The 13536-nt window shown below is 42.9% G+C and carries 15 protein-coding genes and 3 tRNA genes; 9 read left to right on the top strand and 9 right to left on the bottom strand.

Translation table 11 applies throughout. The features are described 5' to 3' along the window. The first annotated feature begins 49 nt into the window (after positions 1-49). Positions 50-1291, top strand: coding sequence for an LA_0442/LA_0875 N-terminal domain-containing protein (locus LEP1GSC050_RS14390; protein ID WP_010571912.1), 1242 nt, complete (start codon positions 50-52; stop codon positions 1289-1291). Positions 1292-1461: 170 nt separating this feature from the next. Here LEP1GSC050_RS14390 and LEP1GSC050_RS14395 read toward each other — a convergent pair whose 3' ends face one another. The 8 genes from LEP1GSC050_RS14395 to sppA form a co-directional block, all read right to left on the bottom strand. After that, positions 1462-1881, bottom strand: a complete 420-nt coding sequence (locus LEP1GSC050_RS14395; protein WP_010571913.1) for a DUF1801 domain-containing protein — start codon at positions 1879-1881, stop codon at positions 1462-1464. A 1208-nt stretch (positions 1882-3089) separates the two neighbouring features. Further along, a tRNA-His gene (locus LEP1GSC050_RS14400) sits at positions 3090-3165 on the bottom strand. Between the two features lie 6 nt (positions 3166-3171). After that, positions 3172-3245, bottom strand: a tRNA-Arg gene (locus tag LEP1GSC050_RS14405). A gap of 16 nt (positions 3246-3261) precedes the next feature. After that, positions 3262-3333 (bottom strand) — tRNA-Pro (locus LEP1GSC050_RS14410). Between the two features lie 35 nt (positions 3334-3368). Then, positions 3369-4085, bottom strand: a complete 717-nt coding sequence (locus LEP1GSC050_RS14415; RefSeq protein ID WP_010571914.1) for a tetratricopeptide repeat protein — start codon at positions 4083-4085, stop codon at positions 3369-3371. A gap of 7 nt (positions 4086-4092) precedes the next feature. Continuing rightward, complete coding sequence (gene surE, locus LEP1GSC050_RS14420) at positions 4093-4845, bottom strand: 5'/3'-nucleotidase SurE (RefSeq protein WP_010571915.1); 753 nt, start codon at positions 4843-4845, stop codon at positions 4093-4095. A gap of 27 nt (positions 4846-4872) precedes the next feature. Continuing rightward, positions 4873-5475 carry a hypothetical protein gene (locus LEP1GSC050_RS14425; RefSeq protein ID WP_010571916.1) on the bottom strand — a complete coding sequence of 201 codons (603 nt, stop codon included), beginning with the start codon at positions 5473-5475 and terminating at the stop codon, positions 4873-4875. Positions 5476-5481: 6 nt separating this feature from the next. After that, positions 5482-6444, bottom strand: coding sequence for a signal peptide peptidase SppA (gene sppA / locus LEP1GSC050_RS14430; RefSeq protein ID WP_010571917.1), 963 nt, complete (start codon positions 6442-6444; stop codon positions 5482-5484). 137 nt (positions 6445-6581) lie between these two features. Here sppA and LEP1GSC050_RS14435 point away from each other — a divergent pair, with 137 nt between their 5' ends. From LEP1GSC050_RS14435 to LEP1GSC050_RS14460, 6 genes are all read left to right on the top strand, one after another. Then, complete coding sequence (locus LEP1GSC050_RS14435; RefSeq protein ID WP_010571918.1) at positions 6582-7745, top strand: Acg family FMN-binding oxidoreductase; 1164 nt, start codon at positions 6582-6584, stop codon at positions 7743-7745. A 91-nt stretch (positions 7746-7836) separates the two neighbouring features. Next, positions 7837-8295: a hypothetical protein gene (locus LEP1GSC050_RS14440; RefSeq protein WP_010571919.1), complete on the top strand. Its 459-nt coding sequence runs from the start codon at positions 7837-7839 to the stop codon at positions 8293-8295. Positions 8296-8390: 95 nt separating this feature from the next. Further along, positions 8391-8747: an MORN repeat-containing protein gene (locus tag LEP1GSC050_RS14445; RefSeq protein WP_010571920.1), complete on the top strand. Its 357-nt coding sequence runs from the start codon at positions 8391-8393 to the stop codon at positions 8745-8747. Continuing rightward, positions 8744-9451, top strand: a complete 708-nt coding sequence (bla, locus tag LEP1GSC050_RS14450; RefSeq protein WP_010571921.1) for a subclass B1 metallo-beta-lactamase — start codon at positions 8744-8746, stop codon at positions 9449-9451. Before LEP1GSC050_RS14445 ends, bla begins: the two co-directional genes overlap by 4 nt. Positions 9452-9547: 96 nt before the next feature. Next, positions 9548-9976: a DUF3995 domain-containing protein gene (locus LEP1GSC050_RS14455; RefSeq protein ID WP_010571922.1), complete on the top strand. Its 429-nt coding sequence runs from the start codon at positions 9548-9550 to the stop codon at positions 9974-9976. 170 nt (positions 9977-10146) lie between these two features. Beyond that, positions 10147-10899 (top strand): amidohydrolase family protein, encoded by a 753-nt coding sequence (locus LEP1GSC050_RS14460; protein ID WP_010571923.1) that lies wholly within the window; start codon positions 10147-10149, stop codon positions 10897-10899. Here LEP1GSC050_RS14460 and LEP1GSC050_RS14465 read toward each other — a convergent pair. Then, the gene (locus LEP1GSC050_RS14465; protein ID WP_010571924.1) at positions 10896-11726 is read right to left on the bottom strand and encodes an SDR family NAD(P)-dependent oxidoreductase; all 831 of its coding nucleotides are present in this window, start codon (positions 11724-11726) and stop codon (positions 10896-10898) included. The genes LEP1GSC050_RS14460 and LEP1GSC050_RS14465 overlap by 4 nt on opposite strands. A 263-nt stretch (positions 11727-11989) precedes the next feature. Here LEP1GSC050_RS14465 and LEP1GSC050_RS14470 point away from each other — a divergent pair, with 263 nt between their 5' ends. Together LEP1GSC050_RS14470 and map are read left to right on the top strand one after the other, a co-directional pair. Continuing rightward, positions 11990-12658 carry a low molecular weight phosphatase family protein gene (locus LEP1GSC050_RS14470; protein ID WP_010571925.1) on the top strand — a complete coding sequence of 223 codons (669 nt, stop codon included), beginning with the start codon at positions 11990-11992 and terminating at the stop codon, positions 12656-12658. A 121-nt stretch (positions 12659-12779) separates the two neighbouring features. Next, positions 12780-13529 carry a type I methionyl aminopeptidase gene (map, locus tag LEP1GSC050_RS14475; RefSeq protein WP_020987747.1) on the top strand — a complete coding sequence of 250 codons (750 nt, stop codon included), beginning with the start codon at positions 12780-12782 and terminating at the stop codon, positions 13527-13529. The last annotated feature ends 7 nt before the right edge of the window (positions 13530-13536 follow it).

Below are 13536 nucleotides of genomic sequence, written 5' to 3' on the forward strand. Positions count from 1 at the left end.
AGGAAGTCGGTCGGCGTAATTTTTTCCCGTCTAACTTTACCAAAACGATATGAATCTAAAATCAAACATTTTACTTTTCCCATTTTTAATTCTGATCCTTAATTTGTATTCTTTATCCGCCGAGACGATCCTTTTGAGAGATGGCACAATGCTTACGGGGAACGTGAAAGGTCAAGATGCGAAGAGTTTGACCTTGAAGACGAGACAAGGCGAGAAAGTAATAGAGAAAAGCTCGATTCTGAAAGTTTTATATAATAAAATAAGCAGAAAGGAAGCGGATAAAATCATAGAAGAGGAAAGAAAACTTTCCGCTAATCAAGAAATTCCAACCGAGCCTAACACGATCGACGAAATAGCTTTAAAGGATCGTGAAATTGCGGATTTAAAGCAAAAGTTGGACGCAGAGCGGAAGAAAGGGGATATAAACCAAAAACAAGTCCAAGAGAAATCGAATCACACTATGGAATTCACGGTTCGAAGAGCGGACTATACGTACAATCCGCAAGAATATGATTATATAAAGAATACGACCAACTATAATGTCGGTTTATCGGATCTAAGTTCCAGGGAGAAAGTTCTTCCTGTTTTCGGTTTTATGTATTGGAACAATAATTATAAAATCGGTTTCGATCTGTCCTATTATCAAATAGTTCTTACGGATTCCACGTACAACGCATATACGTATCTATATCCGATTTCCCCCCTCATTATTCCTACCCACTTAAATTTTCCTGTTTTGACGAGAACGGACTATCAAGCGGATGTCTTTAAATTCTGGAACCCGACTTCATGGTGGACGGTAGGAGCGGGAGGTGGACTTCGAGCTATCGATACGAAACAGTCTACGCAGGTCGGGCTTGCATACACAAACGTTGAAAACCGGACGTACGGTCCTCAAGCCGAAATTCTAACCCGTTTCGATATCTGGGATAGGCTTCGAATCGACGTTAAAGGAAAATATTTTCATTCGGAAGGCAAGCAGATCTTTGAAGCGGAGGCGATTACCCTATTTCCTCCTTCTTACGTAAAAGCTTACGGCCCGGACGGAGTAAGAGCGCGGTTCGTAGGTTACGAGTACGATATCGGGCTTTCAATCCGAATATCGGGTAACGTTTATCTGTCCTTCGGTTATAATCGAACGTTTTCCACCTTTACTAGAGTTCACGGCTATTCGATCGCGATTCCATATAGCGTGATGTTTCAGAACAATTTGAACAATATCGAATTCGGATCCAGTCACAACGATGAAATTCGGGGATATTATACCGGAATCACGATCCGTACTAATTGATTTAAGACGATTGTTCGGAGTAAATTATATTATTCTAAAATAACATTATTAAGAATCGTTAAGACGGTTATAGGAATAACAGAAAAAGAATCGGGTAAGAGGAAAGTATTCAGACGCTCGGACGCAATATGGATTAGCACGCAGTAGACTATCAAAAGCTGATCGGCTTCTTATTTAGGGTATTTTTCTCTCATTTGGTGGAAGGACTTATTTATTAGCTCTTCCAAAACAGGAATGCTCACGTCTTGGATCGACTTTAGGTACAAGCAACCTTTTCCCGTTTTGAATTTTCCAAGTTTGCTTAATAGGTCGTTATACTCCTCGAGCCCAGGCATGATATAGATCGTGATATTACTTTTTCTGGGAGAAAACCCGACAAGAAACATATCACCTTCCCGACCGCTTTCATATACATAATGGTATTTGCCGAAACCGATCATCGAGCTTCCCCATAAGACCGGCTTTTCCTTAGTGACCCGTTTCATAATTTCAGAAATCTTCTCGCAACTCGTACGGACATTTTCATCCCTTATATTCTTAAGAAAATCCGAAACACTTTCATTCCCTGGCTTTGTTTTCGATTCGGCCATGACAAAACCTCATGCGAGTATAATTTTCTGAAGCACCTGAAGATCGACCAACCTAAAAATGAATCAAGAAATAATTAGCTTCGGTTTGCCGATCTTTTGTTCGTAAGTATTAAGAATCTTGGGCGCCTCCCCACTTCGCGGGGACCGCGCTGCTTCGGGTTCGCGTAGTCACGCTCATCCAACACATCTTGATCGACTAGTACAACCTGCCTTTCGATCGGGTGTTGGACTAAAGCCCTGCACATCGCTGGCGCTTTTGCTCGATTAGCAATTCCGCTTTCTTTTAAGTTCGATCAGCGTCCTTCAAAAATCACGATTGTACGAATCGGACTTCGTCACTTCATCTGCCGCAAACTCGCGCCGAATATCAACGAAAGCGCCGAACTTCGGAATTGTTCTTTCGTTATACGCAATGCCTGAATCTTTCGTTTATGAATGATAGATAAATTCATAGAAAGATTGATCGAATTTTTAATTGGCTTCGGTATAACTCAGTGTGAACGACGGGGCTCGCCGTTACGCAGTTTGCCGTCGTGGCAAATAAGCTCCACGGCGTCTCGAACTTGCCTCAGCACATCCTCCTGTGCTGGAGTCGCAAGCATTTACGTTCCCTATCTTTGTTCTGATTTTTTTCTTATGGTGTGAATTCAAGATTTGGCTTCACTATGTTCAGCCACCCTCCGGGTATTTTGCTCCTTATGGGTCGCAAAATAGGTCGCTGCAAATGCTTTCGCTCAAAAGCTTCGAGCCCCTTGCAGTTTTTGTTATGTTGATTTTTTTTGTGATAAAGTAAATCTTGGGGTGAACGACGGGGCTCGCCGTTACGCAGTTTGCCGTCGTGGCAAACTAGGCTCCACGGCGTCTCGAACTTGCCTCAGCACATCCTGCGCTGGAGTCGCAAGCATTTACGCTCCCTAAGGGGCGCTATGCTTGCTTTCAAGTTCTCGCTTCGAGCCCCCTTGCAGCTTTTGTTATGTTGATTTTTTTGTGATAAAGTAAATCTTGGGGTGAACGACGGGGCTCGCCGTTACGCAGTTTGCCGTCGTGGCAAACTAGGCTCCACGGCGTCTCGAACTTGCCTCAGCACATCCTGCGCTGGAGTCGCAAGCATTTACGCTCCCTAAGGGTCGCTATGCTTGCTTTCAAGTTCTCGCTTCGAGCCCCTTGAAGTCTTCGTAATGTTGATTTTTTTGTATTGAAATAAATCTTGGGGTGAACGACGGGGCTCGAACCCGCGACAGCCAGAACCACAATCTGGAGCTCTACCAACTGAGCTACGCTCACCATATGTGACCCGAGAGGGATTCGAACCCCCGACCGACTGCTTAGAAGGCAGTTGCTCTATCCAGCTGAGCTATCGAGTCAAAATCCCAAAAGGCTTCGGGATGACTGGATTTGAACCAGCGACCCTCTGTTCCCAAAACAGATGCGCTACCACTGCGCTACATCCCGGATCGTGGTCCATGATTTAGTGGGGAGGCGAGGTGTCAAGCTCCTTGTTCAGGGCTTTTAGATACTTTTTTAAGGTGTTCGAGAATTATATCTTCCGAGGGAGCTTTTTGCAGGGCCTTTTCAAAGGCCTTTTTGGCCTCCTCGGTTTTTCCAGTTTTGTCCAGAAGTACACCGAAAGAGTCCAAGTAAGCTGGATTATCCGGTTCTAACTGGATTAATCGTTTTATACTTTCCGTCGCAGTCCGAAGTTCATCAGGGGTTGGCTCTCTTCCCGAAATTAGCAGATATGCGAGCGAATTTAGACTGTTCTTGTGATCCGGGCGCAATCGCAGAATTCTTAAATGTGTTTCGATTGCGGATTTTATATCGCCGGATTTTTCCTGAGCAGATGCTTTTAACGAAAGCAAAAGAATATCATCGACTGCGAGCTTTAATCTTTCTTCGGTCTTACCGAGAGCTTCCTTATACTTTCCGATGGAAATTAAGGAAAATATGATCATCCGGAATGCATTGTCTCTTTCACTGAATCGAGGGAATTCCTCCAGAAGATTTTCCAAAACGGAAACGCACTTCTTGTGATTGCCGGTTCTAGAGCAACATACGGCGAAATTATATAATAGTTCAGGATCTTTTCCATGCTCCGAAAGTTCCCGATCAATGAGAGTCAACGCGAACGTATAATTTTCCTTTAGGATCTCCGTGAAGATCTTTCTTTTATTCGGAATTTTTCGAGGAGCATTCTTCTTTTCCATATGACGATTATTGAAAAGGGAGTCGAATTTTATTTTTAAAATCTCTTAGTTGTTCTAAATCTGTTTGATCCAAGCTTAAAGGGGTAAGCGAAACCTTATTTCGATAGAATGTATCGAAATCGGTTCCCGTTTCCCGAACATAACCTAATTCTGATCCTCCTAAATAGAATTCGGAGATCCCGTTAACAATTAGATTATTATGATACGTGTCCACATACGTTCTTTTTCCCAATCGAACGACTTCGATTGAAGCCAAAGAATGTTCGAATTCGGCAGGAATGTTAATATTATAGACGATTTCCGGGACTAAAGCTTCCTTCCAAGCTTTAAGTAAATCGCGCACCAGTTCGGCTTCTCGAATATAATCATGGGATTTGTTCAGGTTGCCGGAACTTACCGCTAAACTCAGAATCTTATGAATCGCTCCGTGCCTTGCGGCTCCGACTGTTCCTGAATAATGGATATCGTGGCCCATATTAACGCCGCGATTGATCCCCGAAATCACGATATCGATGGGGGGAAAAATTTTTCCGTGGATCCCGATATTGACGCAGTCGACGGGGTAGCCGTCCACTATGTAATGATTGTCGTTGATCTTCTCCACACGAAGAGAGTCGTAGATACTCAAGGCCATCGATTTGGCCGATTTCTCTTTTAAAGGCGCGATCAAGTAAGTCGTATGATCTTCGCCCAAAATCTTTTCTAGCGCTAAGATGCCATTGGAAGAAATTCCATCATCGTTTGTTATTAGAATATTCATGCAGGTGATAGAGTTTTCGTTTTTCTCCTATTGAAAGGCCGGTCCAAAGGAAGAGCCTATCGCGAAATACATCGTTAACGGAAAGAAAAAGGAAACGAGAAACGTGCTTACATTGAATGAAAGTGCATCCCGAAATTTAAGTTCGTAAAGATACATCGTTCCTCGAATTAAAACAATTATAAAAAAACCGTAATGAATCAGATATAAAATTATGATGCCGATTCCGCCGGAAAGTCCGAGTTGAGCGAAGAGGACGGCCCAGGCTCCCAGGGAAAGAAATATCGAGATGGATAATTGTGCGAATATAAACATCACTTTCGAGTTACTCCTTCTATCCTTTCTCTGAGCCAGCCCGTCGAGAATGAAAGCGAGCGGGTAAGGAAGTAAGGCGAAAAAAGTCAAATGACCCAAAAAACCTGAAATTAAAAGCCCGAAACTTCGGTGAGTATAAGGTGGACAAACTAAGATAAATCCGGTTGCCGCACTTAACGACGAAAGACTCAATATGAGAGTCGTAACGATTTTTAAAAATCGGGAATCCCAGCCTGATAAGGTACTTTCCAATCGAAACGGCTCGAACAAGGTCGCGTCAAGTAGATCTATAAATTTTGTGTAATATACTTTAAGCATAGATTTTCACCATGCCATGGCTTGAGGGTATAAAACCAAGATCGGAGATCGTTTTAATTCTTCTAAGAGCGCTTTTTCTCCGGAGAAAACTCCGGTCTTTGCCTGAAATAATTGGAAGAATCGATCAAGAGGGTTGGGCTCCTCTTCGTAAAGCGGGATGGTGCCGTCGTAATTGCATAATTTAGAAAGTTCCGCTACTGCTTCTCGACGACCGCCGATATCATCGATAAGCTTATTTCGAAATGCGTCTTGCCCGGAATAGATCCTTCCTTCCGCTAACGACTGAACGAATTTAACGGTCTGATTTCTCCCTTTGGAAACGTCTTCAATAAATTCCTCGTACGTATCGGAGAGCATTTTCTGAATCATCGCGTCCTCTTCCGCAGTATTGTCCCGGAATAAAGATAATGAATCCTTATATTTTCCTTCCTTAAAGGTTCTCACTTTAACTCCGTATCGATCCAACAATCCTTTAATGTTGGGGGCAATCGCAATGACTCCGATCGATCCCGTTAAAGTCCCGCCTAGGGCAAAGATCTTATCCGCTGCAGCAGCTATGTAATAACCGCCGGAAGCCGCGATGTCTTTCATCGAAACGACGACCTTCTTATTTTTCTCTTTTCGGAGATGCATCAATTCCCGATAAATTTCCTGTGAAGCTCCTACGCTTCCTCCTGGAGAATTTATTTCTACCAAGATGCCGACGATATTAGGATCTTCTTCGATCGAGCGGAGTTGTTGGAGTATAGTTTGAGCTCCGGCGCTATCATAGCCGGAATGCCCCGAATGAATTTCGCCCTCTATCTTAATTAAAGCGGCTCCGATTCGTTCGGTTCCGAATCCTCCGCCGCCATCGATGCGAGTAAGTTTCGACGGGCTGATGCTCGATACAAGATTAATTAAGCCTACGAATAAAGCCAGGACGGTTATGACGAATGTTACAGCTAAAGCGAGACGATTTCGATCCACGAATAGATGGAAACTTAGTACCTGCGGATTGTCAATGAATTAGCTATCGCATTCTTGGATCGGTAGTCGGGTAGATATTGGTTTGACCATTTCGATTCAAGCCCTAAATTTCGGGAATGACTCGGCTTTCGCGTAAGATGTTTCTTCGTCAATCAATTGGTTTGGGAATAGTTTTAACTGTTCCCGAGTTCTTAGGATATTGCTCTTCTCTTTCGGATCGAAATTTCGGACCGGAAGGAAATAATCCGTTCAAGAATTCCGAAGCGATGGGTTTTAGTAAGCCCATTTTAAACGCCCTTAATATTGGAATCACTGCCCCGAACCCGCATAATGTTCAGCCGTGGAAATTCGAAATCTTAGACGATCAATCGGCGAATTTATATGTCGATGAACGTAGGTTATTAAAAGATACCGATCCGCCATCAAGACAAATTCACATCGGACAAGGTACCTTCTTAGAAACGTTAGCTATCGGAGCTAGTCGATTTGGATATAAAGCCGAATTCATTATTTTTCCGAACGGCAAATATACTGCCGGGGATATAGGAAAGAAACCGATCGCAAAAATACGCCTGGAAAAAACTGCGAACCTTCCCGTCGACCCTCTCGCCGATTACATTCCGAAGCGAGCGACAAATCGGAGCGTTTATTTCGGAGATTCTCTGAATGAAAATGATTTTTCAAATCTTATCGTCGATGCTAAATTACGATTCTCTCAAGCTCATTTCGTGAAAGAAAAGGAGTCTGCGGAACTTAGAAAGTCGACGATTTCGGCCATGGAAATCGAAACGAATACTTACAATACGTATGAAGAATCCAGAATTTGGTTCCGCTACAACGACGATGAGATCAATTCGAAGAGGGACGGTTTATCTTTACGAGGCTCCGGGGTCTCAGGATTTAAATATTTCGCCGTAAGAAATTTTTTTCTGAAACCCGGTAAGGATAGCTGGCATTCCGAGAGTAATCGGAAAGCCGGTCTCGACATATTTTCCGAACAAGTAAATAGTTCGAAAGGCTTTATCTATTTAAAGACGTCTCAGAACAGGATTTTGGATTGGATTCTCGTTGGAAGAGATTACGTGCGACTGCAATTAGCAGCCACTAAATACGGATTCGTGGTTCATCCTTTGAGTCAGATTCTTCAAGAATATTCGGAAATGAATACTCTTCGAGAACGGTTTGAAAACGAAATGCAATCAAAGAAAGGGGAGAAAATCCAAATGCTAGTTCGAATCGGAAAAAGCGATTACGAGTTTTTCAGTCCCAGAAGAAATTTGAAAAATATGATCGCCGGATAATTTATAAAAAGCGTATAGACTTTATAAGAACGCTTTCGAGTTCCTGATGAGTCGATCGATCATTTGCCGGAATTAAATTGACGAGGAGAGAATGAGGAAAATTGTATTTTGGATAGGTGTGCTTTTTTCGATTTTGATCCCGTTTACCCTACCATTAGCCGAAGCCGGGGCCTGCGTTAACGGGGACGAGTCGATGTATTTATTTTACACCGAGATAGCTTGTGTGATTGCCGTCTTTTGCCTCTTAACCGTTTCTTTCGGATCGCCGACGAGTGGAATTCTAAGTCTTTGGTTGGCCTCCATTCCTGCCCTTTTGGGCGTATATTTTTATATCGCCTACGTTCCCGTTTATTTATATTTTTCCACATTCGGGAATTACGGCCTATGCGATATATTGTTGCAGGACTTATATATAGGAAAATCGAATTTGATTGCGGCTAAAGAAGCGTTTAACGGAGTATTTTCACGGTCTTTTGCTTTATTGATAGCGATTCCTTTATCGTCTTTGGCGGTCGCTCCCTATAAAATTTATAAGGCTAGTCGACTTTGATTCCAGCAACTGCATGAATGATTTTTCTTTCCGTTATTAAAATATTCACTGTTTACTGATTTTGTCGCATGCAAAAAGGATATTTTTCATTTCTCATGGTCGTTATAGCTGCTGCCGGGGCCTATTATTATCTTTCTCCTAGTTGCTTAAAAGGAAACTGTAGGGAAGGTTTCGGAATTAAATACTTATCCGGCCAGTACAGATACGAGGGTAATTTTAAGAACGGACTTGCGGAGGGTAAGGGTAAACTCGTTTTGGAATCGGGTGAATCTTATGATGGCGAATGGGTTCGCGGTAATAAAGAAGGTACGGGGACTTATGTTTACATAAACGGGAACCGATATGTCGGTTCTTGGAAATCGAATAAGCCCGATGGGGAAGGTATACTTTACGATTTGGAAGGAGTCGTTCTGTATAAGGGACGATGGAATACCGGAAATGCGGTAGAATGAAGATCATCGTCGCGATTGCCTTATTGTTGCCCTGGCAACTAGGATCCAGCGATTTGAAAATCAGTATGATTCCGTTGACCGAGAATTTTTACGTTCATACTTCGTATCATATAATCGACAACGTACCCTTTCCTTCCAACGGTTTAATCGTTTCGACGAAATCGGGAGCGATTCTCATCGATACCGCTTGGGGAAATGAACAGACGGTCCAGATTTTACTTTGGATTAAAGAGAATTTAAAAATGCCTGTTCGTTTTGCCATTCTAACTCATTTCCATGACGATCGATCCGGGGGAATTCAAGAATTAAAGAACAGGAATATTCCAAGTTACGCAAATCGAAGGACAATTCATAAGATGAAATCGCTCAACTTACCCGTTCCCGACCGACTATTGAAGGATGAAATGGACTTCCGGATGGACGATCTCGTATTCAAAGTTCTTTATCCGGGTCCAGGTCATAGCGAAGACAATATTGTAGTTTGGTTTCCCATGTCGAAGGTCTTTTTTGGCGGTTGTTTAGTCAAGAGTCCCCAAGCAAAAAGCCTAGGAAATATTAAAGATGCAAATCTGGTCGAATGGCCTAAAACAATACGGTTCTTGGAGAGGTCTTTTTCAAACGCGAAATTCTTAATACCGGGACATGAAGCTTGGGGTGGTCCGGAGGCGTTTGGAAGAACTTTAGAATTATTGTCCGGCAACTGATTTTGAATCCGGATACGCAGTATCCTTTCTTCATTAAAGCCTCCTCTAAATGGAAAAATTCTCGATATTATTAAAGCTCGGGTGTAAGCTCTCATTATGCCGGATTTTATTTCTCTTAGCCTAACAGCAATTTTCCTGTTCCTAGGATGCATCCATTTGTATTGGGTCTTTGGCGGTAATTGGGGGTCGGATTCGGTCGTGCCTCAGTTGGAATTGGAAGGTCGACCGGCTTTTATACCTGGAGTTGGTATTACATTTCTGCTGGTGTTGATTTTTTGGTCGATGGCTGCCCTTATTTTAGCCTTTTCCGGATTCTTTCAAACGCCGATCGAGCGTAAAATATATCGGTGGTCCATTGCCGCAATATCTGCGATTTTTTTTCTTAGAGCATTCGGTGATTTGCGTTATGTAGGTTTCTTTAAAAAAGTTAGAGGAACGAAATTCTCATACTGGGACACTCGCGTATATTCCCCTCTTTGCCTTTTAATAGGAATTTTGACTTCGTATTTAGCAATCACTCAATAAGCGATTTCTGATATTGCTTGCGGTTCCGACTGATTTCGCGGCAGAGATTGTCGTCATGCTGGATCAGATAAATTATTGATTTCTATTATACTATTACTTTAAATTTCACATATCCAACTTATCTTGTTCTTAACTCTTGACCATTATTCTTCGGTGAGTTATACTAAGACATGTCCTTGTTCGATGCACATTTTCATATTATTGATCCGCAATTCCCGCTAGTGCCGAATCACGGGTTTTTACCGGAACCTTTTACCGTCACTGATTACAAGTCCAAGGCTTATCCACTCGGGATCGGTGGAGGAGCGATAGTCTCGGGATCTTTTCAGGCATTCGATCAAACATATTTGCTACATGCATTAAGCGTTCTTGGGAAAAAATTCGTAGGCGTTACTCAATTGCCGGCCATCACATCAGACCAAGAGATACTTTTACTTTCGGACGCAGGCGTAAGGGCGATTAGATTTAATGTAAGGAGAGGAGGGTCCGAGGAGTTATCGAAAATTAAGGAGATGGGAGCCAGAGTATACGATTTGGCCGGTTGGCACGTTGAACTTTATATAGATGCTAAAGAGATCGACGACTTTTTAGAAGGGGTCTTGCTTTCTTTACCGAAAGTTTCGATAGATCATATGGGTCTCTCGAAGGAAGGGCTTCCTACAGTTTTGAAATTGGCGAAGAAAGGTGTTCGAGTTAAAGCCACCGGTTTTGGGCGAGTTGATTTCGATGTACAATCCGCATTGAGAAGTATCGCGGATGCGAACCCGGAAAGTTTACTTTTCGGCACTGATCTTCCATCCACTCGCGCAGCATTTCCTTTTACCGAAAAGGATTTAAATTTGATTCGAGATACCTTCGACGGCGACCTACTTACTAAAATTCTTTCTAAGAATGCTAGAAAGTTTTACGGGATTTCATCCTAATCCTTACCGAATATTCTTGCGGCGATTTTTCGCACCGCCCAATTCGGGAAAATTTTTGCGGAAAGAAAATGCAGCTTGTTTAATGTACCTGGAATAATTCTCTTCTTACCGGACAATAAACCTTCGAATGCAATTTTTGCCACTTCTTTCGGATCCATCGCAATCCGGTCTGCCATTTTGCCTAACGAGCCTTTCGTATCATTTTTTTGAATTCCCGCCACACTCAGAAAATTAGTACGAGTCGTGCCTGGATAAAGTATGCAGACCTTTACTCCGTACTGCGCCAGTTCTTCCGCAATCGCTTCCGAAAATCGAACCACGTATGATTTACTTGCAGCATAAGCCGCCATGAAAGGAAGGGCTTGAAGAGAAGCAGTAGACGCGACATTCATGATAATCCCGTGACCTCGTTCTTTCATTTGTTTTCCGAAAGCGGAAGAAAGGGACGTAATCGCGTTTACGTTTAATAATAACATTGATTCGACTTTTTCGGTAGAAAGTTCGGTCGATTCTCCCCAAAGCCCAAATCCCGCATTATTGATCAGAACATCGATCTGTACTCCCAATGACTTTGCCCAGGCTAGGATTTTTTTCGAAGAGTCGGCCGAAGTTAGATCCCATTCGAGTACGTCGATTTGCCCATAAGGCGAATTTGCATATAAGTCTTGGCGAGCCTTTACCAATTCCTTTTTGAAAAGACTGACGATCAAAACCCTATAGCCTGCAGTATGAAAATGAAGAGCAAGTTCCTTACCGATTCCGGAGGATCCGCCCGTGATTAAGACGGTTTTTTGAGAGGATTTTATGGAATATGTTTGAGATTTCATTTCAATTTTAATCGATTCACAAGCCTAAATGAACACAAGGACGAACGGTAACGATCGGAATTCTGTATCTGAAATAATACCGACTGTCAATCATATGCTTTATAGAATTTATGTGGGAGCTCATACAATACCGATCCCGTATAAAAGTGTTGTGCAAAAAAAGATAAAATGTTATGCGGGTCGCGGTACTTCCACCGCACCGGCCCCCGCCCAGGAAGGGCGGGGCTAACCAAAATAATCCCGTACGACTCAAAGAAACTAGCTTGCTCGAGGAAATGAAGTCCCTAGAATCCTCTTCCATGTCGCCATTATTTCAAAATCTTAGAAATTTCTTAAACGAAAGACAAACTGAAACGGAAAGCATCTTGCCGGATCGGAAGAGAATACTGACCCAGCTTTCCGAATCGATTTTGGAATCATTTGAAAATAGAAGTAAGGCTACGATTCTATTTGTATGCACCCAGAATTCGAGACGGAGTCAAATTTCACAGATTTTTGGAGCAGCCATTCCGCAATTTCTCGGTATTCCGGGGATCAAAGCCTTTTCGGGCGGGACGGAAATTTCCGCATTTCATCCGAATGCAATTACGGCATTGGAAAGCATCGGTTTTCGAATAGAAAACGAGGGACCTCCCCGAAATCCGAAATATTCGATTCGCTGGGCCGATGGCACGCCTGCACTTATTGCCTTTTCCAAGAAATTTTCCGATCCCCCCAATCCGCATCGCGATTTTATTGTGATTATGGTTTGCTCGACGGCTGATGAGGCTTGCCCTTATGTTGCCGGAGCGGAGGCAAGGATTAGTCTGCCGTTTGAGGACCCAAAATCCGCCGACGACACTCCGGAGGTCATTTCTAAATATACGGAAACCTGCGAAAGAATCGCCAGAGAGCTACTCTTTACGTTCCAACTAGTAAAGAATAAAATCTGAATTTCATAGCGATAACTTAGCAAGAACCGATTTCACTTTCCTAAAGTGATTATTATTTAATGGAAGGCAAGATTTGTGAAATCGTTTGCATCCTTTTCTTTCTTTAGAAATAGTTTCTTTTATGACTGTGAGAACTAAAGAGGATCTGGAAGCGCTTCGGCGAGTCGGTAAGGTCGTTGCCGAAACTTTAAATTATATGAGGAAAGCTGCAGTAGTCGGAATTAGTACTGCCGAACTGGACCGCATTGGATTCGGTTTTTTTTCAAGCTTCGGAGCAAGAAGCGCCCCTATGCTGTCCTATAAATTTCCGGGTTATACATGTATCAGTGTTGGCGATGAAATCGCTCACGGTATTCCGGGCGAAAGGCGTTTAAAAGATGGTGATCTCATAAACATAGATGTCTCTCTCGAATTGGACGGGTATTTTGCCGACACAGGTGCAAGTTTTCTAATAGGATCATCCAAATCCGAGAAGTTAGCACTCTTACTCGAAACTTCTGCTCTTGCCCTGAAGAACGCGTTAAGCAATGTTTATTCTGGAAATAGAATGAATGATATCGGCAAGGCCGTCGAATACACGGCGAGGCAAAACGGGTTCAAGGTGATCCGCTCACTTTGCGGTCATGGAGTTGGTAGCGCTTTGCACGAAGAACCTTTTGATATTTTGAATTATTATGAACCGAGGGATCGGAGAAAATTGCAATCGGGCCAGGTAATAGCGATAGAAACCTTCGTCTCGACCGGTGCCGAAGATTTTAGAGAAGACAAGGACGGTTGGACTCTTCGAACTCCTGACGGTTCCTTTGTGGCACAATTCGAGCATTCTGTTATTGTAACGGATTCCGGTCCTTTAATTCTTACAGCCGCCTAAGAGGAAA

This window comes from Leptospira broomii serovar Hurstbridge str. 5399 (assembly GCF_000243715.2).
Lineage (GTDB): Bacteria > Spirochaetota > Leptospiria > Leptospirales > Leptospiraceae > Leptospira_B > Leptospira_B broomii.

Excerpts from the sequence above, each read along its gene's own strand:
- LEP1GSC050_RS14395 (WP_010571913.1), bottom strand. The coding sequence starts at position 1,881 with ATGGCCGAATCGAAAACAAAGCCAGGGAATGAAAGTGTTTCGGATTTT.
- LEP1GSC050_RS14445 (WP_010571920.1), top strand. The coding sequence starts at position 8,391 with ATGGTCGTTATAGCTGCTGCCGGGGCCTATTATTATCTTTCTCCTAGT.
- LEP1GSC050_RS14415 (WP_010571914.1), bottom strand. The coding sequence starts at position 4,085 with ATGGAAAAGAAGAATGCTCCTCGAAAAATTCCGAATAAAAGAAAGATC.
- LEP1GSC050_RS14465 (WP_010571924.1), bottom strand. The coding sequence starts at position 11,726 with ATGAAATCTCAAACATATTCCATAAAATCCTCTCAAAAAACCGTCTTA.
- LEP1GSC050_RS14390 (WP_010571912.1), top strand. The coding sequence starts at position 50 with ATGAATCTAAAATCAAACATTTTACTTTTCCCATTTTTAATTCTGATC.
- bla (WP_010571921.1), top strand. The coding sequence starts at position 8,744 with ATGAAGATCATCGTCGCGATTGCCTTATTGTTGCCCTGGCAACTAGGA.
- LEP1GSC050_RS14425 (WP_010571916.1), bottom strand. The coding sequence starts at position 5,475 with ATGCTTAAAGTATATTACACAAAATTTATAGATCTACTTGACGCGACC.
- LEP1GSC050_RS14460 (WP_010571923.1), top strand. The coding sequence starts at position 10,147 with ATGTCCTTGTTCGATGCACATTTTCATATTATTGATCCGCAATTCCCG.
- LEP1GSC050_RS14440 (WP_010571919.1), top strand. The coding sequence starts at position 7,837 with ATGAGGAAAATTGTATTTTGGATAGGTGTGCTTTTTTCGATTTTGATC.
- map (WP_020987747.1), top strand. The coding sequence starts at position 12,780 with ATGACTGTGAGAACTAAAGAGGATCTGGAAGCGCTTCGGCGAGTCGGT.
- LEP1GSC050_RS14455 (WP_010571922.1), top strand. The coding sequence starts at position 9,548 with ATGCCGGATTTTATTTCTCTTAGCCTAACAGCAATTTTCCTGTTCCTA.
- LEP1GSC050_RS14435 (WP_010571918.1), top strand. The coding sequence starts at position 6,582 with ATGTTTCTTCGTCAATCAATTGGTTTGGGAATAGTTTTAACTGTTCCC.
- surE (WP_010571915.1), bottom strand. The coding sequence starts at position 4,845 with ATGAATATTCTAATAACAAACGATGATGGAATTTCTTCCAATGGCATC.